The sequence below is a fragment of the Paenarthrobacter sp. 4246 genome (assembly GCF_040546855.1).
In the GTDB taxonomy this organism is placed as follows: Bacteria; Actinomycetota; Actinomycetes; order Actinomycetales; family Micrococcaceae; genus Arthrobacter.
Window position 1 is genome coordinate 1 of record NZ_JBEPOP010000010.1, and the last position, 23,290, is coordinate 23,290.

Consider the following 23,290-nt stretch of genomic DNA (forward strand, 5'->3'; position numbering starts at 1 on the left):
CAGGTCGCCACCGCATTCGAAACAGCAGGCAACGGCTCTATCGCGGACAGCATGCTCAACGGGCTCTTCATCCAGTACGCAGCACCAAACCAAGTCGGCTTGAACGACATCGGAACCATGAGTGCAGCGCAACTGAAGGTTTGGCTCGGTAGCGGTGGCACGGCCCGGCTGCGGAAACTCCTGACCCAACCAGGACTGGACCCCGTAGCCACAGCCACGTGGTGGTCTGGCCTCGGCCACACCGTCGAGCCTGCCACCGGGAAAGTCACCGTCGGTGAAGAACAGCAGCTCCTGATCGATGCACTGCCCGAAGTTATTGGAAACCTGAACGGTGTCACCGCGACCGCCCGAGACCTTGCCAACCGCAAAAAGTTACTGCAGATGCACGACTACTGGAAGAAGTACCGCGACGAGCACGGCGGAGAAGTTGATGAAGGCTCCCAGGAAGGCATGGTCAACAAGATCTGGGAAACGCTCTACGACACCGAGGGCAAAGAAAAGGGCGTCGATATTGATGACAAGTCTTCGACTTTTCAACTCGTAAGCTTCGTGCCCTTCGACCGGGGGCAAGGATCGGAGACCGGGTTCGGTGCATCTATTTCCGTGGGAGACCTCGATGCCGCCAAGCACGTCACCTACCAGCTCCCCGGGCTGGACACCACCGTCGGCAAGGACATGGCATCCAAAACCAAACAGGCCAATGATCAAAGAGTTGAGCAACGTGACCTCGCTCGTCTGAATGGGATTGACCGGGACCGTCTTGCCGTTGTTGCTTGGATTGGCGTTGAGCCGGCCAAAGGTATGGGCGTCTTCAGTAATGACCAGGCAAAGGTCGTGGGGCCGGCCCTACGCAGCGATGTGGTCGGGTTCAACGCAGTTCATCAGAACCTCGACAACGCAGCGATGACAACGGCTGTCGGGCACTCCATGGGTTCCCTCGGGGTCATGGAGGCGGCAAAAACCGGGCTGCCTGTCGATAACCTCGTTCTCGTCGGTGACGTTGGTGCCCCTGATAACGTGACCTCCGTGAACGATCTCCATCTGAACCCTGGCGGAACTGTTTACCGGGGAAGCTACGACTGGGACCACGTAGCCGAGGTCGGGCATGGAGTCGGCTGGCAGCGTAAAAGCACTGACGACTCCGGATTCGGCGCTGTCACCTTTGGCACGGACGGCACCACAGGACCGGATGGTGCCAAAGACCTGCCAACGAAAACCCACGACGGGCAAACCGGTGGCAAGGACGGCATCTACGGTTACTTCGACAAGTCAACAGAGTCTAGCTACAACCAGGCCAGGATCGCCCTCGGCTTGAATGACCAGCTCACGAATGCGAAACGATGACATCCACACGTAGCCGCCGATACTGGCATATGCTTCCCGCCGCGGCGATCCTTCTACTCACCCTTGCAGGGTGCGGGACAACGCCAAGCACCAACCCACCTACCAGCGCCGCGGAGCAGACAATGGACCCGGAAGAAGCCCGAACAGAGTACCTTGACCTCTTCAACAAGATTCAAGCTCTCGCCCCCGGCGACTGGACGAAAGTCACACCAGACAAAGCAGGGTGGGTCTGTGATCGTCCCCTCGGCACGGAAGGCACCCAGGTCTCCTTCAATACCAGTCGGAGTCCACTGAGCCGGGAAGAAATGGATGTTCTCCACGACAAGGTCAAGGCCTTGTTCGAGGCCACCCGGTTTAATCTCAGGCAGGAAATCGATGATGGCCCGAACTTTGTCCGACACACCGTGGTCCTCGGGCCCGACAAGTTCTCTATGGGGCTCGGTACCAGCAAGTACGGCATCACCCTCAGCGGGAATACCCGCTGCTTTGCCGATCCGGAAGGTAAATTTCGCTAGGAATCCCCAGGCGGACGATCAATTCACGAATGCGACACGATGACCACCAAACTCCGCCGCCGGCACAGGCGTGCCCTTCCCGCCGCAGCGGTTCTTCTTCTCGCTCTGGCGGGGTGTGAGCCCAGCCCTGGCACCAACCCAACTACCAGCACCGCGGAGCAGACCATGGGATCAGAACAAGCCCGCACGGAATACCTCAACATCTTCACACAAATTCAAGCTCTCGCCCCGGGCGATTGGACGAAAATTACACCCTATAAACCCGGTATGGCGTGCCCCCTCCCGGACGGGACCGAGGGCACTCGGTTCAATTACGACAGTACGCAGGGCGCGATCTCAGAAGATCAGGCTGAAGCGATACATAAGACGGTAAAGGAAGTCTTTGAAAGCAATGGGCTAAGAGTTGTTCAAACCCAGCCTTCGGGGGGGGGGGAACCGAGACCAGACGACCACTGGCTTTGTCGATGGCATGTTCTCCATGCAGCTTGGAACGAGCAGCTTGGGCACCACGCTCGGCGGCAACACCCGATGCACACCGGACTCCTCGATGAGATTTAGGCCTTGTCACCAGGCGACTGGGTGAACGAGGACGTACCGGCCGGTGGCTACTGCAACTTCCAGGGAAGGCTGCAGCAGCCTCACAACGCTGGGAAACGGCAGACGCCCCACTGAAAGGGACGGCTCAACAGCCCCTTGAAGAGTTCCTTTCGGGAGAGTTGAACGACTACATTCGGTTCCAACTCCTCGCCGGGATAGAGCAGCTAAAGAGCGGAAGACGCTACTCCGAGTACAACACCTTCAACATACTGCTCGACGCTGACACGTCTACTGTGACCGTTGAGGACGAACCCGACGTGCATCGGGAAAGCACGCTGTCTTTCGCCGACTTTCAGGTGCCCCTCCGCTCGTCCACTGGGCTACAACTCTAAATGCCAACAACGTGACTGGGATCCCAACGTCGCGCCGTACGCGGTGCTGCTGCAATTGCTGGCCCGGAACCGCATCAGCGCAGATGAATTTGAAGTGCTCTTCCTGCCGCTCTACAAGAACGACTCCACCAAGTGGCCTCAGGAAACCTACAGGGTTCTCGATCAGCTGTTCTACGCGGTCCATGACTACAACCGGGATCCGCTTCTTCGCGACAACGACGTCGACGAAAACGAGCTACACAACAGAGCAGCACTGGCGTTCAGCGAACTCAGGCAACTGGCTGCGAAATGAACTCCTACAACGCCAAGGTTGTGGCCCGTGTTTCCAAGGCGATCCAGGACGTCGAAGACGGTCTGGTCTCCTTGGACGAGGTCCAAACCATGCTGGGTTCAGCAGCCTCGCTGTTTGAGAACGACGGCACAGGCCTGTCTGAGCTGGCCCGAACGGCAGAGGCAGACATCGAGCTGATCCAATTCACGATGCTGCAGGAAGAACACCGTCCTGCAGCAATCTGGATGTTGGATGGATTACGCACAGCCATGGAGAGCCGAGGATCCACACTGTGAGCATGCCGTCACCGGAGAATCTGCAACGAGCACCCCAATGGGAGACCTACATCATCACCCAGACTGTGCGTGCAACTCTCGGCCTCATCCCCGAACATGCAGGCTTCTACTCCAACGGTGGGATTCACGAATTCCTGAGCAACTTCTACTTCTGGTCATTCACGCTCGCCTGGGATGCAGCAACGCATCCAGACTCGCTGTTGGCTGAACATCTGGGCGCACGCTGATGGCGTTGCGCGCTGAGGAAGCTTTACCTCAGCCATCCTCATGGAGTCCCAGCAATCAGCGTTTCCGAGACCAATCCGTGTGGAGGCTTCATCGACGGTCACAAATGGCAGCCCACTGACTTTTCAGACCCGATAAGTTCTTCCACACACCATCGGCCATCAGACTACGTACACCAGCGGCAAAGTGATCGCGGAGCGTCTGCTCGCTTACGCGAACGGTCCGACCCTTACGGTAGGGGTGGAAGGTCTCTAGCCCACCGGAATCCACCATCCGGCGGACGGTCTTCAGGCTGACGCCCAGGCGCTCAGCAACATCGGGAAGGGAATAAGCGCGGAGAACATCATCGGCACGTGCAGGACGAGAAATTGTTTTGGTCGACAAGAAAAATTCCTAGGCAGCAGAGGCCACCCGCACCCTGCGACTTATCTGCGCTTCACGGCTTCCTATCGGGACCTTTCGATTCTGAGATTCGATGCTCAGTGGATCCCGAGGGCCATCTTGTATGTCCTTAAAGGACCCCAGTGTCATCTCCTGACACAAACGTATTCGTCGTGGTACCCACCGTAGTACCGGTGTGGTGTCCCCGTGGTACTTGGGACAGTAGGTAGCCATCATCCTGCCGAGCAGGATTCAAGGACCTCGTTCGAGTCCCAAGCAGGTACCACGGAGTGGAGGAAAATGCCTCAGAAACCCAAAAGCCCCCGGAATTCCGGGGGCTTCTCTTGGTGGGCGATACTGGGTTCGAACCAGTGACCTCTTCGGTGTGAACGAAGCGCGCTACCACTGCGCCAATCGCCCGGGTGCATAGAAAACACTAACCGACCACGGCCTGATTGCAAAACCGATCAGCGCCTTCATTGACAACCGAACTACAGCGGTGGAATTACATGGGTGAAACTCAGGGGATTCCGCGCAGATTCAAGGATCCAGCCACCTGCGGAGCCAAATCCCCACCCTCGATTTGGAGTTTGCAACAACCTCCTATAGAGTTTTTACTCGTCGGAAAGCGACGGAAAGCCTGAAGGGTTGTCCGTCAAAACGACACTGCGGACGTAGCTCAGCTGGTAGAGCACCACCTTGCCAAGGTGGATGTCGCGAGTTCGAATCTCGTCGTCCGCTCGCAAGGCACTGTCAAAGCAGGAATTCCCCGGAATTCGGCTTACACGGTGGGTTGGCCGAGAGGCGAGGCAGCGGCCTGCAAAGCCGTATACACGGGTTCGAATCCCGTACCCACCTCGGTGAAAACCATGTCTTCCAGCAGTTGGCTGGATGCATGGGCGATTGGCGCAGCGGTAGCGCGCTTCCCTGACACGGAAGAGGTCACTGGTTCGATCCCAGTATCGCCCACCAGAACAAGGCAACTTGTTTGTTGTTGACGGCCAGGCATCAGCCCGGCAGACAACATGTGCGGACGTAGCTCAGCTGGTAGAGCACCACCTTGCCAAGGTGGATGTCGCGAGTTCGAATCTCGTCGTCCGCTCCAGAAAGAAAAGCAGCTCCCCGGAGCTGCTTTTTTTGTGCCCAACTTCAGCAAACAATCGATTCATTACTTGAAGTAACCGATACCCCTCAGAAGAAGTCGCTTTATCTAATGTGATTAGGCTCGCATAATGTACTGCGAGCTCATCACCGTTCCACGCCAACTGGCAGGAGTACCCCCATGAATCAACAGACGGCTTCCAAGTCCGTCCTGAGGCGCAAGCCGATCGACGACATTGAGGAAGAAAACAAGCACAGCGGACTATTCAAAAGTCTGGGCCTCTGGCAGCTGACGGCCATCGGCGTCGGCGGAATTATCGGCGTCGGGATCTTCTCCCTCGCCGGCCTTGTAGCCCACGGGAGCGAGGGAACTCCGGGCGTAGGCCCCGCAGTTCTGATTTCCTTCCTGATCGCCGGCCTGGCTTCCGGCGCCGCCGCGCTGTCCTACGCCGAATTCGCTGGAATGATCCCCCGCGCCGGCTCGGCTTACACCTACGGCTACGTGGCCCTCGGCGAGATCATTGGCTGGTTCATCGGCTGGGATCTGCTGCTGGAATACATCGCGATCGTGGCTGTGGTGGCCATCGGCATCTCCGGCTACTTCGATGCGTTCCTCTCCGGCATCGGAATCCACATGCCAACCTGGATGACGTCCACTGCCGACGAGGGCAAGGGCGGCATCATCAACCTCCCGGCGATCCTGGTCTGCCTGTTGGTCACGTGGATCCTGAGCCGTGGAACCAAGGCCTTTGGCCGGTTCGAACTTGTAGCCGTGGCCATCAAGGTCATCCTGATCCTGTTCATCATCGGACTCGGCATTTTCTACGTCAACGCCGAGAACTACAACCCGTTCATGCCCAGCGGCTTCGGTCCGGTCATCGCCGGCGCCGCAACCGTCTTCTTCGCAGTCTTCGGCTACGACGCCATGAGCACAGCGGCCGAAGAGGCGAAGGACGGCAAGAAGCACATGCCCAAGGCCATCATCTTGTCCTTGATCATCGCCATGCTCCTGTACGTAGCTGCCACGCTGGTCCTGACTGGCATGCAGAACTACAAGGACATCAACCCCACGGCCGGCTTCGCGTCGGCGTTCCAGGGGGTTGGACTGCCCGTCATTGCCACCATCATCTCGGTGTTCGCGGTGCTTTCCATCCTGACCGTCATGCTGACCTTCCTGTTGGGCGTCACGCGCGTGTGGTTCTCCATGAGCCGCGACGGCCTGCTGCCCGGTTGGTTCGCCAAGACGGACCGGCACGGCACGCCACAGCGCGTGACGTGGATCGCCGGCGTTGCTTCGGCCTTCCTCGCCGGCGTTTTCCCCATCAAGGAAGTAGCCGACCTCACCAACATCGGCATCCTGGCCGCCTTCGTGGTGGTCTGCGTTTCAGTAATTGTTTTCCGATACACCAAGCCAAATGCTCCGAGGACGTTCCGGTTGCCGCTCATGCCGATCGTCCCTGCCTTCGGCGTCTTGGCCTCCGCGTTCCTGATGTTCCAACTGCATTGGGAAACCTGGGCCCGGTTTGGAGTGTGGCTGGTCATCGGCCTGGTGATCTACTTCGCGTACGGTCGCAGGCACTCACTGATGAACCCGGACAGCCCGCGCCACACGGTGGAAAGTAAGCCATTGGCGTAGTTTGTCCACAGCCCCGTCCGCAACCCTTGGCACCCCTGTCAAGTGGTGTTAGGGTCGGACGCGGAGGAGCGAACTGGCTCCGCGATGGAAGGGAGGTGCCCGTGGGTTTAATTGACGACCTGAAGGGCAAGGCTCAGGGTCTCATTCAAGGCAACGAAGAAGCCATCAAGAATGGCATCGAAAAGGCCGGGGATTTTGTGGACAATAAGACGGGCGGCAAGTATGCCGGCCACGTCGACAAGGTCCAGAATGCCGCTTCCGACTTCGTGGCCAAGAACGACGGTCAGCCTGGACAGGCTCCCGTCACGGATGAGCCGAAGCAGCCGTAGCTGCCTGAGCCGCCGTACCAGATACGTCAAGGGGGCACCGGTCCCGCCGAGAGGCGCCACCGGTGCCCTTGGCGTTTAACCGACAGGGCGTCCGCCCGCCGTTCGGGTACGTTGGACTTCATGCGTTCTGTCTCCCCGCCCACCACTCATAACCATGTCAGCCGGGACACACTGGGCCCGCCGATCACCGCCGGCATTGTGACAGCGTTGGTTGGCTTTACTTCATCGTTCGCAGTGGTCCTGGCGGGTCTTCAAGCTGTGGGGGCCAATCAAGCCCAGGCATCCAGCGGTTTACTGGCGCTCACCCTGACCTTCGGCCTCGGGATCCTGTGGCTGTCCTGGCGGTCCAGGATGCCGGTCACGCTCGCGTGGTCAACACCCGGGGCAGCGTTGCTCGCCTCCGCTGGAATGGTCGACGGCGGCTGGCCGGCTGCCGTGGGCGCGTTCCTGATGGTCGGGGTACTGATCGTCCTGACGGGATTGTTGCCGGTGTTGGGCCGCCTCATGGCCAGGATCCCTACGGCGCTGGCGCAAGCCATGCTCGCCGGGGTCCTGCTCCCCCTGTGCCTGGCGCCCTTCAAGTCGTTGGGCTCGGCCCCGCTCCTCGTTGCTCCGGTGATCTTGTGCTGGGTTGTGCTGATGAAGTTCGCACCGCGTTGGTCTGTCCCGGCATCGTTGCTGGTTGCCCTCGCCGTCATCGGGATCCACATAGTCTCCAACGGACTCCAGGTACCCCTTCACAGCCTCGTGCCAAGGCTTGAGTGGACAACTCCGGCCTTCTCCCTGGAGGCTGCCGTAGGGCTGGCATTGCCCTTGTTCATCGTCACCATGGCGTCGCAAAACATTCCAGGCGTCGCAGTCCTGAAGTCGTTCGGGTACACCACTCCATGGCGCCCCTCGATGCTGGTCACCGGCGCGGGCACTCTTGCCGGTGCACCCTTCGGCGGACACGCGATAAACCTCGCAGCGCTCAGCGCAGCGCTGGCGGCGGGAGAGGAAGCAGGCAAGGACCATGGCAGGCGTTGGATCGCAGCGTTCGTTTCCGGACTGGCCTACCTTGTCCTGGCCGCGGCTTCCGCAGCGCTGGTGACGTTGGTGGCCGCAGCCCCGCCAGGACTCCTGGAAGCCGTCGCTGGCCTGGCACTCCTGGGGACCCTGGCCGCCTCCATTTCCTCAGCGCTGGCTGTAGCGGAGGAACGCATTCCGGCTTGCATCACTTTCCTGTTGGCAGCGTCAGGCCTCAGCTTTGCCGGGGTTGGCGCTGCGTTCTGGGCGCTGGCCGGAGGCATCCTGGTGCGCTGGATGCTCCAGAGCCGCGAGCCTGTTCAGAAAGCGTGAATCAGGCGGGTTCGTGGTTTTGCGCCTCACGGGCAAGGGCGGTCAGCCTGGAGACAGCCCGGAAGTACTTCTTGGTGTAACCGCCGGTCATCATCTCTTCGGTGAAGAGTTTGTCGAAGGGGACACCGCTGGCCAGGATGGGCACATCCTTGTCATAAAGCCTGTCCGCCAGCACTACGAAGCGAAGGGCTACTGCCTGCTCCGTTATGGTTTCGACGTCGCTCCACACCACGGCTTCAACGCCGGAGATGAGTTGACGGTAACGGCTGGGGTGAACCGCAGCCAGGTGACTGACCAGCGTGCGGAAGTCATCCACCGCCACGGTCCTGCCGGCGAATTCGGCCTTCATACGGTGCTTGAGCTCTTCGGTCTTCAGCGGCGCCGGAGCAGCGGGCAATCCACGGTGCCGGAAGTCCTCGCCGTCGATCCTGACAACATCGAACTGGTCCGCGAGAACCTGGATCTCGCGTTGGAAATCGACGGCGGCAAAGCGGCCCTCGCCCAGCGAGCCGGGCAGGGTGTTGGACGTGGCAGCGAGCTTGACGCCGGCGTCGGCCAGTTCACGCATCAGGCGGGACATCAACACGGTATCGCCGGGGTCATCCAGTTCAAATTCGTCGATGCAGACCAGCTTGTAGCTGCTCAGCGCCTCCACGGTTTTGCGGAATGAAAGCGCACCCACCAGGTTGGTGTATTCAACGAACGTACCGAAGGCCTTGGGTCCGGGCGACCTGTGCCACAACGAGGCCAGGAGGTGGGTCTTGCCGACGCCAAAGCCGCCGTCAAGGTAGATTCCTGCTCTGGTGGCTGGCGCCTTCTTGGCGAAGAGCTTCTTGAACAAGCCGCCGTTGTCTTCGGATCCCACTCCGTCGGCGAAGGCCGAGAGGAGCTTCACGGCATTGGCCTGGCTCGGCTGCGAGGGGTCGGGACGGTAGCTGTCGAACGATACCTCTCCGAATCGTGGAGAGGGGTAGAAACCCTTGAGGAGTTCCTCCACGGAGACTGCCGGCGTGCGGGCAGCCAGTTGTTCGATCTGTACCACGGTGGTCCGTTCCTTCGGTATTAGGTCCCCAGCAAGAATACCGGCTTCCGGCGGCCCCGGCGGGACACGTGACCAAGCCCATGTTTCACCGTGTGACCGCAGGGAAGCATTCCTGGCGCCCCGTGGTTAGTGTTGGAAGCAGCCGGGCCGGCACCTGCACCACTCCCCACGGCCAGGCTTCCGTCCGTTGTCAGTGAAAGGCCATCACCATGTCCTACCCCGTTGAACAGAACGAAAAGTTCGCGTCGTACGCGAACCCCGAACGCCTTGTCTCCACCGAATGGCTCGCATCCGCGCTTGCCGACGGCGCTGTTGCCGACGGCAAACTGGTAGTGGTTGAGTCCGATGAGGACGTCCTGCTGTACGAGACCGGCCACATCCCGGGAGCCGTAAAGATCGACTGGCACACCGATTTGAACGATGAAGTCACCCGCGACTACGTCGACGGCGCCGCGTTCGCCGCCCTCGCATCATCAAAGGGAATCTCCCGCGACAGCACGGTTGTCATCTACGGCGACAAGTCCAACTGGTGGGCCGCCTACGCCCTCTGGGTTTTCACTCTCTTCGGCCATGAAGACGTCCGCCTCCTGGATGGCGGCCGCGACAAGTGGATCGCCGAAGGCCGCGAGCTGACCACCGAGACTTCACAGCCCGTCGTCGGCGAGTACCCGGAAGTAGAGCGCAACGACGCTCCCATCCGCGCTTTCAAGGAAGATGTCCTGGCGCACCTGGGAAACCCCCTGATCGACGTCCGCTCCCCGGAGGAATACACGGGACAGCGCACCCACATGCCTGCCTACCCCGAAGAAGGCGCACTCCGTGGCGGCCACATCCCCACGGCCGCATCCATTCCGTGGGCCCGGGCCGCTGCAGAAGACGGCACCTACCGCAGCCGCGAAGAACTCGAAGCCCTCTACCTGGGTGAGGCCGGGCTCGCAGCCGGCGACGACGTCGTGGCCTACTGCCGGATCGGCGAACGCTCAAGCCACACCTGGTTTGCGCTCAAGTACCTGCTGGGCTTCGATACCGTGCGCAACTACGACGGCTCTTGGACAGAGTGGGGCAATGCCGTGCGCGTTCCCATCGTCAAGGGTGCAGAGCGCGGTTCCGTACCGGCCGCCTTCGCACGCAACTAGTCTTTGCGTGAATCCACCACCGTCCGGAGGGCCCCGTAGTGTTGCGGCATACAGAGCGCAATCGCCGCGGTTATGCGTAAGCTGGAAGAGATGAGTACGTACACTTTGCCCACCGCACTGGCGGAAATCGTCGATGACTTCCAGGCACTGACGGAGCCTGACCGTCTGCAGCTCCTGCTTGAGTTCTCCAGGGGCCTTCCGGAGCTTCCAGAGCGCCTGAAGGACCACCCCGAGTTGCTGGAGCAGGTTGTGGAATGCCAGTCCCCGCTGTTCCTCACGATCGAGTCAGAGAAAAATCCTGACGGTGCCCGCAAGTACCGGCTCTTCTTCAAGGCTCCCCAGGAGGCGCCGACCACCCGCGGCTTCGCCGGCGTCCTGCACGAGGGCCTCGACGGACTTACCGCCGAGGAGATCCTTGCTGTTCCGGACGACATGCCCGAACTGCTGGGCCTGACGCGGGCCATCACTCCCCTGCGAATGCGCGGAATGACTGCCATGCTGGGCCGCATCAAGCGCAAAGTCGCAGCCGCAAGCCGGCTGGAGCACTGAGCCCGCCAGGACACAGAAAGGCGCCACCAGACGGTATGGCCAAGAAAATGGCTTCACAGGGAACGCCGGCAACTGCAGCTCTTGCTGCGGCCGGCGTTCCTTTTGTGCTTCACCCGTACTCGCATGATCCAGCCGCGGCCAGCTACGGCATGGAAGCCGCGGAGGTCCTGGGCATCGAGCCGGAGAGGGTCTTCAAGACACTCATGGTGGAGGTTGAAGGCCGCCTGGCGGTAGCCGTTGTCCCTGTGTCAGGAAACCTGGACCTGAAGTCCGTTGCTGCGGCGTTGGGAGCCAAGAAAGCAGCCATGGCCGATCCCAAGGCCGCTGAGCGCCGCACCGGTTATGTGCTGGGCGGCATATCGCCCGTGGGACAGCGCCAGCCCTCCCCCACGGTCCTGGACGAATCAGCGCTGGGCTTTGACACCATCCTGGTCTCCGGTGGCCGCCGCGGACTGGACATCGAACTTGCTCCGGCGGACCTTATCCGGTTGACACAGGCTGCCGTGGCGGCCATCGGCACCTCCTTGCCAGCCAAATCTGACACGAGGCGCCGACCCTAGCCGTTAAGGCCAGACGCTCCCGCCGCTCCTGCACCCGCTGAGCCTGCACCATCCACCGGCCCTGCAGCCGCAGCCTGTCCCGGGTTGTTCCGGGGAGCCAGCTGTCGCTGCAGCCATGCGTGCACCACGCGTTCCCACCGCTCCGGGTCCACGTTCCATTCCTTGGTGTGCCGCGCCCCGTTGAAGGGCTCGAAGGTCACCATTTCCGGGTTCTTCTCGGCGAGGCTGGCGGACGGTCCGAACGGAACGTAGTCGTCGTCGACGCTGTGGATCAACAGCGTGGGAGTCCGCAGCTCAATGGCGCGGGCTTCCCAATCCATTGTCTTGAGGTCAACAGGAGCCGCGAGGCCGGTCAGCCTGCGCCCCAGCGGATGACCAAGCATCAGCTGCCCGTAACGCCCCACAGTGTAGGGAATCCTGTTCATTTGGGCATGATGGGCCATGACATTGACCCAGTTGATGACGGGGGCATCCAGCACCAAGGCCCGGATGAGGTGGCGGTGCCTGGAGAGATCGGCTGTCTGAAGGCTGATCGCTCCGCCCATGGACCACCCGAAAAGCACGATCTCCTCGGCCCCATGCTCCAAGGCGTAATCAATGGCAGCCTCTACGTCCCGCCATTCAGTGGATCCCAGGCCGTAGCGCCCATCGAGGGCTGAAGGGGCGAGGCCGTCGTTGCGGTAGGAGATGAGCAGGCTGTCCAGCTCCAGGCTCCGCGCCGTACGCACAGCCCGGAGGCCCTCGAGCCGTGTGGCACCACGCCCGTGCACCATGATTGCCCAGACCGGAGCTGGAGCGGAAGCATCGGCGCGGATCAACCACGCCGGCGCCAGCCCGCCGTCGACCTCTATCTCCACATCCTCGGCCGCAAGGCCGATCGACGCCGGGTCCGGGTAGGTAGCGCCGCTCCACCAGCCACGGCGGGCCTCTGCCAGATTGCCGCTATAGACCTCTTCAACCTCGCGGAGGACAGTCTGCTCAGCCGGGGAATAGGACACGATCCGGCCAATCCGCGCGTGTCCTTGACCGCCGGCGAAGAACAGGCTGAACACGCCGTCGATGGTGGCGTCCGGGGTAGCCGCGAGGATGACCTGGAGCCCCTTGTCGTCCCGGATCACGGCAAGGACCTCCTGGTCCTCGTGGCGGGCTGCCGGGGTGATGACTCGCCGGGCAAAATAGACGGCGAGCGCAGAGGACCCGGCGCCCAGCAGGCCGGCGAGGGTGCCTCCCGCAAGGAAGCCACCAATGGCCCATTTGGTGCGGAGGGACATTTTGTTCTCTGCAGCGTCGCTCGCTGACCGGTGTGTCGATGCCATACTTCCATTGTTGCCGCTCCCTGGCTTTGCCTGGCGCAGGTGCGGACCGCGCGGCGCACCCGTGCCCGGATTCGGTGCGAAAAGCCTGCGGACCCAGGTTATGCGGGACTACGCTGTAGCCATGAGTGATCCCATAGTCATCTTGACTGAAGAGCCCCTTGGCCCCGACGACCGCGTTAACATCGCCAAACTGGTGGACGGCGGCGACGCGCCACTCGTTGTCCTGGTTCCCGCCAATACAGAGCGACATCTCCTGGTGGACTTCCTGGAGAATCTTTCGTTGCTGGATATTGCCAAGGCGTTCCGCGAACTGACAGCGCAGTCACCGGATCCGGCGGCGGAGCGTGCTGAAGCGGCCGAGACGTTGTCTGCCTCTTTGGCGGCGTTGGCCGGCTTGGGTGGCGGCGTCACGGGTGAAGTCGTCGACGGCGATGCCGTGGCCGGCTTGGTGTCCAAGGTGCGCGCGCTCGATGCCGCGCAGGCCGTAGTGGTCACTCGCCCCCATGCCATCGCCGATACGTTCCACACCGACTGGGCCAACAAAGCCCAGGATCAATTGGGACTTCCGGTACTCCACCTGTACGCGGGTTCGGGATTTATCGGCGACTCGTGAGCGTTGCACAAGACATGAACACTCCTGAGAACACCAGCAAGACAACTTCTGCGTCTGTGGAGAAGAGCGATGCCCAGTGGCGCGAGGAGTTGACCCCCGAGGAATACCGCGTTCTGCGGCAGGCAGGAACTGAGCGGCCGTACACCGGCGAGTACTGGGACACCCACACGGAGGGCGTCTATCAGTGCCGTGCTTGTGGCAGCCAGCTGTTTACCAGCAAGGAGAAGTTCGATTCCCATTGCGGCTGGCCGTCGTTCTGGGCTCCCTTGGCTGAAGGCACGGTCCGCTATCTTCATGACCGCTCCATGGGGATGGAGCGCGTGGAGGTCCGTTGCGCCGCCTGTGATTCGCATTTGGGGCACCTCTTCGAGGGCGAGGGCTACGGCACTCCCACGGACCAGCGGTTCTGCATTAACTCCATTTCGCTCCGACTGGTCAACGCGGAAGAGAGCTGACAGGTCCGGACGGATCGGCCGAAGGTTCGGTCCGTCCGGAGCTGTTCTCCGGCAGAAGTGTGGGGCGCTGGATCTCGAACTATGCAGGAATGCCCGAAGGGCAAGAGTTGCTTATCCTCAAGGCTTTTTTCAATTAGCAATGCTTTTTGCTTGCTACGCTCGGCCCAGAAGCAATCACTACTTCGGAAAGGGCCGAGCTCCATGACAACCATCGCCACCTCCACCCTCCCGCGTGTCACCGCCGACAACGCCGAGTGGACATCGCTGAAGGCCGCGGCCACAGCGCTCCAAGCACACCAGGAACAGGACGGCTCCATCGCGGACCCCTCCGTGCACGGCGAGGCAACAACGCTCGTAGCAACAATCTGCGACGCCATCACAGCATTGGCTCCCCAGTTCCCGCACGACGCCCGCTACCTGGAGTTGCTGGTGGAGGACTTTGGCCGGTGGGTACAGGGCGGCTTTGGCGTACCGGATTTCCTGGATTCCCTGCAGGCGTTCCAGCCCCAGGAACTGCGCGTTGACGGCCTCCAACACCTGGTGGTCTTCCCCATGTACACGCAGAACGGCAGCACCAACAGGCTGGTCGAAGCCGTATTGATCGAGGTCATCTGGCCGGAGTTCATTGGCGGCCTCGAAGCAGGCGAATACTCCAACAAGCTCTTCGTCCCCATCCGCTTCATCGATTTCACTCCCGGGTACGACACCAACTCCGCGGTGCTCTTCCCCGAAACCGTTGCTGTGCGTGAGACTCCCACCTTCACCTGGGGCGCCATCTTCGCCGACCGTGAAGCCGCACGCTTCCGCCGCGTCCTCAAAGCAGCAGCAGCGACCACGTCTTTGGAACTTCCCGCAGATGCGGCCCAGTTGATCGAGGATCAGGAACTCACCCAGCGCACGTTCGTCATGTGGGACCTCATCCATGACCGCACCCACATGCGTGGCGATCTGCCTTTTGATCCGTTCATGATCAAACAGCGCATGCCGTTCTTCCTCTACTCGCTGGAAGAGTTGCGCTGCGATTTGACCGCCTTCCGCGAGTCCGTCCTCATCGAAAAGGACGAGAACGCCGATCCTGACGCCAGGAAGCACGCAAAGCTCGTTCAGTATGCGGTGATTTTTGACCGGATCTTCCGGTTCGCGATCACCGGCAGCCGCGTCCGCAACTATGACGGACTTGGCGGCCAACTGTTGTTCGCGTGGATGCACCAGCACCACGTCCTTCACTGGACGGACAGCAAGCTCTCCATTGACTGGGAAGATGCCGCTGCAGTGGTGGTTGAACTCGGTGCCCGGATCGAAGAACTCTACTGGCGCTCCATTGACCGCCCGAAGGCCGCCCACTGGTTGGCCGCGTACGAGCTCATTTCCGGCACGGTGACCGCCCACCCGGCGTCTGTGTGGGCCAAGGGTCCGGATGCCCTGCCACTGGACGGCCCTCCCCGCGGGCTCACCGACCAGGTCCTTGACGACGAATTCCCGCTGTCCATGTTCTACGAAGCACTGGAGAAGAAAATGCGCCCGGTCATCGAATCCACCACAGGCATCACCGGCGCGACGGCGGCCTGATGCCAACGCTGACCATCCTTGTGACCGGCGGCAGCAGCGCGTCCGGCATTGCTGCGGCGCGGGCTTTGGGGGCCGCCGGTCACCGGGTTTTCACTGTGGGCTCGGACGACGTCCGGATCCGGGCAGCGGCAAATGAAGCCGGCAACGGAGTGGTCCCCCTTGTGTGTGACCTCGCCTCGTATGACGCTGTTCGCGACCTCGCCGACGGGCTCTCCGGCCGCGGCGTGGAAACAGTGGACGGAGTCATCCACTTGGTGGGCGGTTGGCGCGGTGCGAAAGGCATCGAAGACCAATCCGATGAGGATTGGGATGCCATGGAACGGGGCGCGATCACTACCCTGCGCAACGTTTCCCGCGTGTTCTACAGCCAGCTCGAGGCATCCCCGCAGGGCCGCCTCGCGATGATCTCCTCAACCACCGCGTCAGCCCCCACTGCTGCTGCCGCCAGTTACGCCGCGGCAAAGGCCGCCGCTGAAGCCTGGACCCTTGCAGTGGCCGATGGGTTCCGCCGTGCGCAGGCGGACGGTCGGCCGGACCAACAGAATCAGTCAGAAGACCAACACAGCGCAGCCGTCATCTTCGTGGTCAAGGCCCTGGTGGACTCTGCCATGCGTGCCGCACATCCGGACAGGCGGTTTCCCGGCTACACGGACGTCGAGGACCTGGCGGCCGCCGTCGTCGGGTTGTTCGAAGAACCGGCTGCAAACCTCAACGGCCAGCGCATCCTGCTTGCCAAATAGACTTGAAAGCGTGAATGAACAAGTGACGAGCACAACAGAGGCCATCCACCGCGTCAACAGCGCCAACGGGATGGCTGGGAACAGCCAACTCCATGACCCATCGGTTCGTGGATTTGCCTCCGACAACTACTCCGGCGTGCACCCGGAGATCCTTGCAGCACTGGCAACCGCCAATGGGGGGCACCAGGTCTCCTACGGCGAGGATGTGTACACCGCACGGCTGCAGGAGGTGCTGGAGGCGCAGTTCGGCCCGGGCATCGAGACTTTCCCGGTCTTCAACGGCACAGGAGCCAACGTCCTTGCCCTGCAATCTCTCCTTCCCCGGTGGGGAGCGGTGATCTGCGCCTCCACCGCGCACATCAACATGGATGAGAACGGTGCACCCGAACGGGTGGGCGGGATCAAGCTCCTCCAGGTTCCCACCGCGGACGGCAAACTCACTCCTGAACTGATTGATCGCGAAGCATGGGGCTGGGGTGACGAGCACCGGGCCCAGCCCTTGGCGGTCTCCATCACCCAGACCACTGAACTTGGTACCTGCTACACCCCGGAAGAAGTGCGGGCCATCGCTGACCACGCCCATTCCAAGGGCATGAAGCTTCACATGGATGGCGCCAGGCTGGCGAACGCTGCCGCGCACCTGGATGTCCCCCTCCGGGCTTTCACCCGCGACGCCGGCGTGGACATCCTGTCCTTCGGCGGCACCAAAAACGGCCTTCTTTTTGGCGAAGTCGTAGTGGCACTGAACCCGGAGGCGGCTGATGGCCTGAAATTCCTTCGCAAGATGAACATGCAGCTCGCCTCGAAGATGCGCTTCATCTCAGCCCAGTTCATCGCTCTTTTGGAGGGCGGCCTATGGTTGCGGTCCGCCGCCCACGCCAACGCCATGGCAGCCCGCCTGCGGACGGCCGTTGAAGCGATCGACGGCGTGGAGCCCACCCAGGCGACGCAGTCCAACGGCGTCTTCGCCATCCTCCCGGCCGGCGTTGCCGACCGCCTGCGCAAGAGCTTCGCCTTCTACGATTGGGACGCCGCCAGGGGCGAGGTCCGGTGGATGTGTTCCTTCGACACCACCGAGGAAGACATCGACGCCTTCGTTGCGGGTATCAAGCGGGAGCTGGCCTCCCTGTAACCCCGGGCATCCGGGGCGGCGAGCCTGCTGGGAATCGCCGCCCCGGAAGCATAACCTGCGAGGGTGAACGCCCTCGCACAGGTTCCCTCGGACTTTCTCGTCGCTTTGGGAACACTACGAAAAGCCCAATGCCGCAGTGAATTGCGGCTTGACGAGATCCCTGCACCCGCCCGGCTGGCCCCGTACGCGGTAGCTTTGGGTGCGGAAGTCTTTAGCCCCACGGCGGCTACCCGCCGCGTGCCCGTCCACGGGCCGGCGGCCAAAGCCTTCGCAGCGAGCCAGGCAAACACGCCGGCCAGCGAGGACGACGACGAACTGGCCACGGGCCGGTTCATCCTCCTCTACGATCCCGATGGTTCGCCGGTGTGGGAAGGTGAGTTCCGGATTGTCACCTACATCCGGGCCCAAATGGACGCAGAGATGGGCAACGACTCCATGCTGGGCTCCGTCGCTTGGACGTGGTTGGTGGACGCCTTGGAGAACCACGCAGCACCCCATCGCGCGGCGGGCGGCACGGCAACAAGGATCCTCTCCGAGAGCTTCGGCACACTGGCCGAACGCCCGGACACGATAGACATTGAACTTCGAGCTTCATGGACCCCTGCCAGCGCTGACGTCCAGGCGCACTTGGAGGCCTGGTCAGACATGGTCTGCACTTTCGCCGGGCTTCCTCCCCTTCCACCGGGCGTTACTGGACTTCCCAACAGGAGGCTTAATTGACCACTGATGACACGTCGCCCGCGGCGGCCAATACACGGTCAGTACTGCGTCCCGGCGAGAACCCCGCGTGAATCGGTAAGCTTAAGCCACCATGACCCCTGAAAATCTGGATAAAACCACAGCCGGCGATCCGGTTGCTGATCCCACCACCCACATCAAGGTAGACGGCTTTGACAGCCACGTCCCCGAAGTCATCGATCTCGACACGCCACGCGAAGGCGTTCCCCTGGTCATAGATACTCCCGCCGGACTTGAACGGTGCGCCGCCGCCATCGCCGCCGGAACAGGACCGGCCGGGGTGGACGCAGAGCGCGCCTCCGGCTTCCGTTACGGCCAGCGCGCCTTCCTGGTGCAGATCCGCCGCGACGGAGCGGGAACCTGGCTGATCGACCCCGAGCCTTTTGACAACCTGAACATCATCAACGAGGCACTCCGAGGCGTCGAATGGATCCTGCATGCAGCCACCCAGGACCTTCCCTGCCTGTCCGAACTCGGCATGTGGCCTGACAAACTGTTCGACACCGAACTTGCCGCCCGCCTTGCCGGCCTTCCCCGGGTGGGCCTGGCGGCCGTCATCGAACAACTCCTCGGATTCGGCCTGGCAAAGGAACACTCGGCAGCCGACTGGTCCACCCGCCCACTCCCCGAGCCTTGGCTCCGGTACGCAGCACTCGACGTCGAAGTTCTTGCGGAATTGCGCGAAGAGCTTATCGAACTGCTGGAGGCCGACGGCAAGCTGGAGTACGCCGAGCAGGAATTCGCCGGCATCCTTGCCGCCGGTATTTCCCCGCCCCGCGTGGATCCCTGGCGGAAGACGTCCGGTCTGCACCAGATCCGGGACCGCCGTCAGTTGGCAGCAGTCCGCGAACTCTGGCAGGAGCGCGATCAGTTGGCACGTAAACGCGATGTGGCGCCGGGGCGCCTGATTCCTGATTCGGCCCTGGTGGCAGCCGCCAAAGCAATGCCCACCACTGTCCCCCAGCTACTGGCCACCAAGGGATTCCACGGCCGCTCTGCCCAACGCGAGGCACCGCGATGGCTACGATGCATCACCAGCGCCCGCACCCTGACTGATGTTCCCCCCTTGCATCTGCCCACCAATGCTCCACCACCGCCGCGGGTGTGGGTGGACCGAGACCCGGAGGCTGCAGCACGCCTGGCCACCGCACGGCCCGCACTGCAGGCCAAGGCTGACGAACTCAACCTGCCGGTGGAGAACCTGCTGACACCGGACTTCCTGAGGCGCATTACCTGGCGGCCACCAGCGGACATATCACTGGAAGCGGTAGCTGCTGAATTGCGGGCGCTGGGTGCCCGCGAATGGCAGGTCTCCTTCGCCGCACCGATCCTCACCGACGCCTGCTTGAACCCCAAACCCCTGCCGGCCAAAGAGTCCAAAGCGAAGGACGGCAGGCAGCCCCAGGAAACCCAACAGCCAACGGACCTCGCCTGAGCCTGTCCAAGCTGCCGGGCCCGTCACCCGAACTACGGTTCGCGGCGGCGGGCCTTTCGCGTCTCCGGGCTCATTCGGCTGGCGGTCGACACACCTTGCACCGTAAGTTACCCACGAGTAACATTGCGTTAATGCCAACCGGAGCACCCGCGACGCGGGCCGGCACCATGTCTCAACGAGGAGTTAATACATGAGTCCAACACGCAGTGCCCAAAGGAATGTCCGCGATGTGGTTTTCGTGGACGGAGTCCGCACCCCCTTCGGCAAAGCCGGCGACAAGGGAATCTACGCGGGCACCAGGGCCGATGACCTCGTGGTGAAGTGCATCCGCGAACTGATGCGGCGCAACCCGTCACTGCCCGCGGACCGCGTGGACGAGGTAGCCATTGCCGCCACCACACAGACCGGCGACCAAGGCCTGACCATCGGGCGCACCGCCGCATTGCTGGCCGGTCTTCCGCGCACCGTTCCCGGCTTCGCCATCGACCGTATGTGCGCAGGCGCCATGACGGCCGTAACCACCACGGCGAGCGGCATCGGCTTCGGCGCCTACGACGTCGTTATTGCCGGCGGAGTGGAACACATGGGCAACCACCCCATGGGAGCCGGAGCCGACCCGAATCCGCGGTTTATGTCCGAGCGGCTGGTGGACCCGGCTGCCCTGAACATGGGCAACACGGCAGAAAACCTGCACGACCGTTTCCCGGCCATCACCAAGGACCGCACTGATGCTTACGCCGCGGCTTCACAAGCCAAGCTCGCCGCAGCGTACTCCAACGAGCAAATTCAGCACGACCTCGTCCCCGTGGCCACCATGAAGCCGGGCCAGGGCTGGGCGCTCCACACCACGGACGAACCCCCGCGCCCCGGAACTACGGTGGCCGACCTCGCCGAACTGCGCACCCCTTTCCGTGCCCACGGCCGCGTCACTGCCGGAAATGCCGCCGGCCTGAATGACGGCGCCACCGCCGCTGTTCTCGCTTCGGCCGAAGCCGCTGAAGAGCTGGGACTCTCAGTCAAGATGCGCCTTGTCTCCTACGCCTTTGCCGGGGTAGAACCGGAGGTTATGGGCATCGGCCCCGTTCCGGCGACGGAAAAGGCGCTCAAGAACGCCGGACTGGGAATCGAGGACATCGGCCTCTTCGAGATCAACGAGGCCTTTGCGGTCCAGGTACTGAGCTTCCTGGACCACTTCGGCATCGCAGACGACGACTCCCGCGTCAACCGCTACGGTGGGGCGATCGCCGTCGGACATCCGCTTGCATCCTCCGGCGTCCGACTGATGAACCAGCTGGCCCGACAATTCGAGGAAGATCCCTCAGTGCGCTATGGCATCACCACTATGTGCATCGGCCTGGGCATGGGTGCCACAGTGATCTGGGAAAACCCGCACCACGCCGACTACGTTTCCTCCACTGCTGAGACCGCCACCACCGAAGGAGCCGCCGCATGAGCGCCGCAGAATTCCAGAAGCTCGCCGCCCTTTTCCCTGACGAAGTGGTCACCCACTCCTACGTGCAGGACGTTCAGCTGCCCGGTGGCGCAGGAACCTTCGCGCTGATCACCTTGGACAATGGCCTGGACCACTCCAAGCCCACCACCTTGGGCCCCAATACGCTCGTTGAACTGGGCGGCGTCCTGGACCAGCTCAAGGAACGCGCTTCACGGGGTGAAATCGTGGGCGTCGGTGTTACTGGCAAGCCGTACTTCCTGGTGGCCGGCGCCGACCTGTCAGCCGTCAAAACGCTCAAGGAGCGCGAGCACGGCCTCTGGATGGCACAGCTTGGCCACGCCGTCTACAGCACCCTGGCAAACCTTGGCGTGCCAAGCTTTGCCTTCATCAACGGCCTTGCCTTGGGCGGCGGACTCGAAATCGCGCTGCAGTCCACGTACCGGACCGTTTCCACCGGTGCCGGCGCCTTGGCCCTCCCCGAAGCTTTCATCGGCCTCGTGCCGGGGTGGGGCGGCGTCTATATCCTGCCGCGCCTCATAGGTCCCGAGAACGCCGTCAAGGTTATGATCGAGAATCCACTGAGCAACAACCGGACACTCACTGGACCGCAGGCATTCGAGCTGGGAGTGGCCGATGCCATCTTCGAGCCCGCCGACTTCGTGGAACAGTCGCTCGCATGGGCGGCAAGCGTCATTTCAGGCGACGTCACGCCTGAGCGGAAGAATTCCGTAGATGCCGCCGACGACGCAGTCGCTGGGCGGTGGGCAGCCGCAGTCACCGCTGGACGGACTTTTGTGGAGTCCAAGACCTCCAACGCCTCCCCTGCCCCGGCGAAGGTCCTGGAGGTCATGGAAGCCAACCGCACCATGACTCAGTCGGAGTCGGCGGAACTCGAGTGTGAGACCCTCGCAGGGCTCATGCAGACCGACGAGTTCCGCTCCACCGTGTACGCTTTCCTGGACCTCGTCCAGAAACGCTCAAAGCGTCCTGCGGGTGCTCCTGACCGCAAGCTCGCCCGTCCGGTCACCAAGATCGGTGTGGTGGGCGCAGGGCTGATGGCAAGCCAGCTGGCCCTGCTGTTCGCCCGACAGTTGAAAGTTCCGGTCGTCATGACGGACATCGATCAGGCACGGGTGGACAAGGGCGTTGCCTACGTCCACGCCGAAGTGGACAAGATGCTGGCGAAGAAGCGGATCAAGCCCGACGCCGCCAACAGGACCAAAGCGCTCATCACGGGATCGGTCTCCAAAGAAGCCTTTGCCGACGCCGACTTCGTCATCGAGGCCGTTTTCGAAGAACTGCACATCAAGAAGCAAGTCTTCGCGGAGGTGGAAGCAATTGTTTCTCCTGAATGCATCCTGGCCACCAACACGTCTTCACTGTCTGTCACTGCCATGGCCGAAGACTTGAAGCACCCGGAACGCCTGGTGGGCTTCCACTTCTTCAACCCGGTGGCTGTCATGCCGCTCCTGGAGATTGTGCGGGCACCCAAGACGGACGACGCCGTGCTGGCCACCGCGTTCGAACTCGCCAAGGGACTCAAGAAGACCGCCGTGCTGGTCAAGGATGCCGCTGCCTTTGTGGTCAACCGCATCCTGCTCCGCCTCATGGGTGAAGTCATCGCAGCGTTCGACGAAGGAACACCTGCCGACGTCGCTGACAATGCCCTGCGTCCCATGGGGTTGCCGATGTCACCGTTCACCCTGGCTGCCATGGTGGGCCTGCCGGTCGCCCAGCATGTGCAGGAGTCCCTGCACACAGCGTTCGGCGACCGGTTCCCCGTCTCACAGAACCTGCAGAAGCTCATCGACAACGGAGTAAAGTCATTGTGGGTCCCAGGCCCCGATGGGACTCCTGTTATCCCGGCTGAGACCTTGGCCATCATGTCCTTCGGCGACACCCCGTCCACCGGCGACGACGTCCTTCGACGCACGCAGGATGCCTTGGCGGAGGAAATCGGGCTCATGCTCGCCGAGGGCGTGGTCGCCGGACCGGAAGACATCGACCTTTGCGTCATCATGGGCGCCGGCTGGCCGATGTTCCTCGGAGGCATCACACCGTACCTGGATCGCGTGGGCGCTTCGGAACGAGTCAACGGCAAGAGGTTCCTGGCACCGGGGATTGCCTCGGCACCGGCCTGATCCGTCCCTCTCTCACATCCCGCGCCCTTAAGCCGATCCCTCTCTC

Annotated in this window: 24 protein-coding genes and 5 tRNA genes; 25 read left to right on the top strand and 4 right to left on the bottom strand. The window is 62.2% G+C overall.

Annotated elements, in window-relative coordinates:
* The 6 genes from ABIE35_RS17400 to ABIE35_RS17425 form a co-directional block, all read left to right on the top strand.
* Nucleotides 1-1,344, top strand: a 1,344-nt coding sequence (locus ABIE35_RS17400; protein WP_354516890.1) for an alpha/beta hydrolase, incomplete at its 5' end; no start/stop codon positions are given.
* Nucleotides 1,345-1,466: 122 nt separating this feature from the next.
* Nucleotides 1,467-1,859 carry a hypothetical protein gene (locus ABIE35_RS17405; protein ID WP_354516892.1) on the top strand — a complete coding sequence of 131 codons (393 nt, stop codon included), beginning with the start codon at nucleotides 1,467-1,469 and terminating at the stop codon, nucleotides 1,857-1,859.
* Nucleotides 1,860-2,575: 716 nt separating this feature from the next.
* Complete coding sequence (locus ABIE35_RS17410; protein ID WP_354516894.1) at nucleotides 2,576-2,788, top strand: hypothetical protein; 213 nt, start codon at nucleotides 2,576-2,578, stop codon at nucleotides 2,786-2,788.
* A 43-nt stretch (nucleotides 2,789-2,831) separates the two neighbouring features.
* Complete coding sequence (locus ABIE35_RS17415) at nucleotides 2,832-3,080, top strand: colicin immunity domain-containing protein (RefSeq protein WP_354516896.1); 249 nt, start codon at nucleotides 2,832-2,834, stop codon at nucleotides 3,078-3,080.
* A complete protein-coding gene (locus ABIE35_RS17420) occupies nucleotides 3,077-3,355 on the top strand; it encodes a hypothetical protein (protein ID WP_354516898.1) in 279 nt (92 codons plus the stop codon). The genes ABIE35_RS17415 and ABIE35_RS17420 overlap by 4 nt, the downstream gene beginning before the upstream one ends.
* 2 nt (nucleotides 3,356-3,357) lie before the next feature.
* Nucleotides 3,358-3,582, top strand: coding sequence for a hypothetical protein (locus ABIE35_RS17425; protein WP_354516900.1), 225 nt, complete (start codon nucleotides 3,358-3,360; stop codon nucleotides 3,580-3,582).
* A gap of 88 nt (nucleotides 3,583-3,670) precedes the next feature.
* On the opposite strand, the gene ABIE35_RS17430 is transcribed toward ABIE35_RS17425, so the two are convergent.
* Together ABIE35_RS17430 and ABIE35_RS17435 are read right to left on the bottom strand one after the other, a co-directional pair.
* Nucleotides 3,671-3,964 (bottom strand): helix-turn-helix domain-containing protein, encoded by a 294-nt coding sequence (locus ABIE35_RS17430; RefSeq protein ID WP_354516902.1) that lies wholly within the window; start codon nucleotides 3,962-3,964, stop codon nucleotides 3,671-3,673.
* A 342-nt stretch (nucleotides 3,965-4,306) separates the two neighbouring features.
* Nucleotides 4,307-4,381 (bottom strand) — tRNA-Val (locus ABIE35_RS17435).
* Between the two features lie 248 nt (nucleotides 4,382-4,629).
* On the opposite strand from ABIE35_RS17435, the gene ABIE35_RS17440 reads away from it, so the two are divergent.
* The 7 genes from ABIE35_RS17440 (at nucleotide 4,630) to ABIE35_RS17470 (ending at nucleotide 8,365) form a co-directional block, all read left to right on the top strand.
* Nucleotides 4,630-4,702 (top strand) — tRNA-Gly (locus tag ABIE35_RS17440).
* 46 nt (nucleotides 4,703-4,748) lie between these two features.
* Nucleotides 4,749-4,819: transfer RNA gene (locus ABIE35_RS17445), tRNA-Cys, on the top strand.
* A 39-nt stretch (nucleotides 4,820-4,858) separates the two neighbouring features.
* A tRNA-Val gene (locus ABIE35_RS17450) sits at nucleotides 4,859-4,933 on the top strand.
* A gap of 57 nt (nucleotides 4,934-4,990) precedes the next feature.
* Nucleotides 4,991-5,066: transfer RNA gene (locus ABIE35_RS17455), tRNA-Gly, on the top strand.
* Nucleotides 5,067-5,243: 177 nt separating this feature from the next.
* Nucleotides 5,244-6,698, top strand: coding sequence for an amino acid permease (locus tag ABIE35_RS17460; protein ID WP_354516904.1), 1,455 nt, complete (start codon nucleotides 5,244-5,246; stop codon nucleotides 6,696-6,698).
* Nucleotides 6,699-6,793: 95 nt separating this feature from the next.
* A complete protein-coding gene (locus tag ABIE35_RS17465) occupies nucleotides 6,794-7,027 on the top strand; it encodes an antitoxin (RefSeq protein WP_089594572.1) in 234 nt (77 codons plus the stop codon).
* Between the two features lie 120 nt (nucleotides 7,028-7,147).
* Nucleotides 7,148-8,365, top strand: coding sequence for a benzoate/H(+) symporter BenE family transporter (locus ABIE35_RS17470; RefSeq protein WP_354516906.1), 1,218 nt, complete (start codon nucleotides 7,148-7,150; stop codon nucleotides 8,363-8,365).
* 1 nt (nucleotide 8,366) lies between these two features.
* Here ABIE35_RS17470 and zapE read toward each other — a convergent pair whose 3' ends face one another.
* The gene (gene zapE / locus ABIE35_RS17475) at nucleotides 8,367-9,407 is read right to left on the bottom strand and encodes a cell division protein ZapE (RefSeq protein ID WP_354516908.1); all 1,041 of its coding nucleotides are present in this window, start codon (nucleotides 9,405-9,407) and stop codon (nucleotides 8,367-8,369) included.
* Nucleotides 9,408-9,616: 209 nt separating this feature from the next.
* Between zapE and ABIE35_RS17480 the strand changes: the two genes are divergently transcribed.
* The 3 genes from ABIE35_RS17480 to ybaK all read left to right on the top strand — a co-directional run bounded on the left by ABIE35_RS17480 (nucleotide 9,617) and on the right by ybaK (nucleotide 11,652).
* Nucleotides 9,617-10,543 (top strand): sulfurtransferase, encoded by a 927-nt coding sequence (locus ABIE35_RS17480; protein WP_354516910.1) that lies wholly within the window; start codon nucleotides 9,617-9,619, stop codon nucleotides 10,541-10,543.
* 90 nt (nucleotides 10,544-10,633) lie between these two features.
* A complete protein-coding gene (locus tag ABIE35_RS17485; protein ID WP_198318399.1) occupies nucleotides 10,634-11,092 on the top strand; it encodes a SufE family protein in 459 nt (152 codons plus the stop codon).
* A 35-nt stretch (nucleotides 11,093-11,127) separates the two neighbouring features.
* A complete protein-coding gene (ybaK, locus tag ABIE35_RS17490) occupies nucleotides 11,128-11,652 on the top strand; it encodes a Cys-tRNA(Pro) deacylase (protein ID WP_354516912.1) in 525 nt (174 codons plus the stop codon).
* On the opposite strand, the gene ABIE35_RS17495 is transcribed toward ybaK, so the two are convergent.
* The gene (locus ABIE35_RS17495) at nucleotides 11,649-12,968 is read right to left on the bottom strand and encodes an alpha/beta hydrolase family protein (RefSeq protein WP_354516914.1); all 1,320 of its coding nucleotides are present in this window, start codon (nucleotides 12,966-12,968) and stop codon (nucleotides 11,649-11,651) included. The genes ybaK and ABIE35_RS17495 overlap by 4 nt on opposite strands.
* 121 nt (nucleotides 12,969-13,089) lie before the next feature.
* Between ABIE35_RS17495 and ABIE35_RS17500 the strand changes: the two genes are divergently transcribed.
* The 9 genes from ABIE35_RS17500 to ABIE35_RS17540 all read left to right on the top strand — a co-directional run bounded on the left by ABIE35_RS17500 (nucleotide 13,090) and on the right by ABIE35_RS17540 (nucleotide 23,244).
* Nucleotides 13,090-13,581: a hypothetical protein gene (locus ABIE35_RS17500; protein ID WP_354516916.1), complete on the top strand. Its 492-nt coding sequence runs from the start codon at nucleotides 13,090-13,092 to the stop codon at nucleotides 13,579-13,581.
* Nucleotides 13,582-13,595: 14 nt separating this feature from the next.
* Nucleotides 13,596-14,036: a peptide-methionine (R)-S-oxide reductase MsrB gene (msrB, locus tag ABIE35_RS17505; protein ID WP_354517114.1), complete on the top strand. Its 441-nt coding sequence runs from the start codon at nucleotides 13,596-13,598 to the stop codon at nucleotides 14,034-14,036.
* Nucleotides 14,037-14,237: 201 nt separating this feature from the next.
* The gene (locus tag ABIE35_RS17510) at nucleotides 14,238-15,605 is read left to right on the top strand and encodes a DUF6421 family protein (RefSeq protein WP_354516918.1); all 1,368 of its coding nucleotides are present in this window, start codon (nucleotides 14,238-14,240) and stop codon (nucleotides 15,603-15,605) included.
* Nucleotides 15,605-16,345, top strand: coding sequence for an SDR family NAD(P)-dependent oxidoreductase (locus ABIE35_RS17515; RefSeq protein WP_354516920.1), 741 nt, complete (start codon nucleotides 15,605-15,607; stop codon nucleotides 16,343-16,345). Before ABIE35_RS17510 ends, ABIE35_RS17515 begins: the two co-directional genes overlap by 1 nt.
* A gap of 70 nt (nucleotides 16,346-16,415) precedes the next feature.
* Nucleotides 16,416-17,477: a threonine aldolase family protein gene (locus ABIE35_RS17520; protein ID WP_354517116.1), complete on the top strand. Its 1,062-nt coding sequence runs from the start codon at nucleotides 16,416-16,418 to the stop codon at nucleotides 17,475-17,477.
* 63 nt (nucleotides 17,478-17,540) lie between these two features.
* Nucleotides 17,541-18,197 carry a DUF3000 domain-containing protein gene (locus ABIE35_RS17525; RefSeq protein WP_354516921.1) on the top strand — a complete coding sequence of 219 codons (657 nt, stop codon included), beginning with the start codon at nucleotides 17,541-17,543 and terminating at the stop codon, nucleotides 18,195-18,197.
* Between the two features lie 91 nt (nucleotides 18,198-18,288).
* Complete coding sequence (locus ABIE35_RS17530; RefSeq protein WP_354516923.1) at nucleotides 18,289-19,650, top strand: HRDC domain-containing protein; 1,362 nt, start codon at nucleotides 18,289-18,291, stop codon at nucleotides 19,648-19,650.
* 190 nt (nucleotides 19,651-19,840) lie between these two features.
* On the top strand, nucleotides 19,841-21,103 hold the full coding sequence (locus ABIE35_RS17535) for a thiolase family protein (protein WP_354516925.1): 1,263 nt from the start codon (nucleotides 19,841-19,843) through the stop codon (nucleotides 21,101-21,103).
* Nucleotides 21,100-23,244 carry a 3-hydroxyacyl-CoA dehydrogenase NAD-binding domain-containing protein gene (locus tag ABIE35_RS17540; protein WP_354516927.1) on the top strand — a complete coding sequence of 715 codons (2,145 nt, stop codon included), beginning with the start codon at nucleotides 21,100-21,102 and terminating at the stop codon, nucleotides 23,242-23,244. Before ABIE35_RS17535 ends, ABIE35_RS17540 begins: the two co-directional genes overlap by 4 nt.
* Nucleotides 23,245-23,290 lie beyond the last annotated feature (46 nt).

What these genes read in the sequence shown, in the direction of transcription:
- ABIE35_RS17405 (WP_354516892.1), top strand. Translation starts at nt 1,467, where the DNA reads ATGGACCCGGAAGAAGCCCGAACAGAGTACCTTGACCTCTTCAACAAG.
- ABIE35_RS17420 (WP_354516898.1), top strand. Translation starts at nt 3,077, where the DNA reads ATGAACTCCTACAACGCCAAGGTTGTGGCCCGTGTTTCCAAGGCGATC.
- ABIE35_RS17425 (WP_354516900.1), top strand. Translation starts at nt 3,358, where the DNA reads ATGCCGTCACCGGAGAATCTGCAACGAGCACCCCAATGGGAGACCTAC.
- ABIE35_RS17460 (WP_354516904.1), top strand. Translation starts at nt 5,244, where the DNA reads ATGAATCAACAGACGGCTTCCAAGTCCGTCCTGAGGCGCAAGCCGATC.
- ABIE35_RS17470 (WP_354516906.1), top strand. Translation starts at nt 7,148, where the DNA reads ATGCGTTCTGTCTCCCCGCCCACCACTCATAACCATGTCAGCCGGGAC.
- ABIE35_RS17480 (WP_354516910.1), top strand. Translation starts at nt 9,617, where the DNA reads ATGTCCTACCCCGTTGAACAGAACGAAAAGTTCGCGTCGTACGCGAAC.
- ABIE35_RS17485 (WP_198318399.1), top strand. Translation starts at nt 10,634, where the DNA reads ATGAGTACGTACACTTTGCCCACCGCACTGGCGGAAATCGTCGATGAC.
- ybaK (WP_354516912.1), top strand. Translation starts at nt 11,128, where the DNA reads ATGGCCAAGAAAATGGCTTCACAGGGAACGCCGGCAACTGCAGCTCTT.
- ABIE35_RS17495 (WP_354516914.1), bottom strand. Translation starts at nt 12,968, where the DNA reads ATGGCATCGACACACCGGTCAGCGAGCGACGCTGCAGAGAACAAAATG.
- ABIE35_RS17500 (WP_354516916.1), top strand. Translation starts at nt 13,090, where the DNA reads ATGAGTGATCCCATAGTCATCTTGACTGAAGAGCCCCTTGGCCCCGAC.
- msrB (WP_354517114.1), top strand. Translation starts at nt 13,596, where the DNA reads ATGAACACTCCTGAGAACACCAGCAAGACAACTTCTGCGTCTGTGGAG.
- ABIE35_RS17510 (WP_354516918.1), top strand. Translation starts at nt 14,238, where the DNA reads ATGACAACCATCGCCACCTCCACCCTCCCGCGTGTCACCGCCGACAAC.
- ABIE35_RS17515 (WP_354516920.1), top strand. Translation starts at nt 15,605, where the DNA reads ATGCCAACGCTGACCATCCTTGTGACCGGCGGCAGCAGCGCGTCCGGC.
- ABIE35_RS17520 (WP_354517116.1), top strand. Translation starts at nt 16,416, where the DNA reads ATGGCTGGGAACAGCCAACTCCATGACCCATCGGTTCGTGGATTTGCC.
- ABIE35_RS17530 (WP_354516923.1), top strand. Translation starts at nt 18,289, where the DNA reads ATGACCCCTGAAAATCTGGATAAAACCACAGCCGGCGATCCGGTTGCT.
- ABIE35_RS17535 (WP_354516925.1), top strand. Translation starts at nt 19,841, where the DNA reads ATGAGTCCAACACGCAGTGCCCAAAGGAATGTCCGCGATGTGGTTTTC.
- ABIE35_RS17540 (WP_354516927.1), top strand. Translation starts at nt 21,100, where the DNA reads ATGAGCGCCGCAGAATTCCAGAAGCTCGCCGCCCTTTTCCCTGACGAA.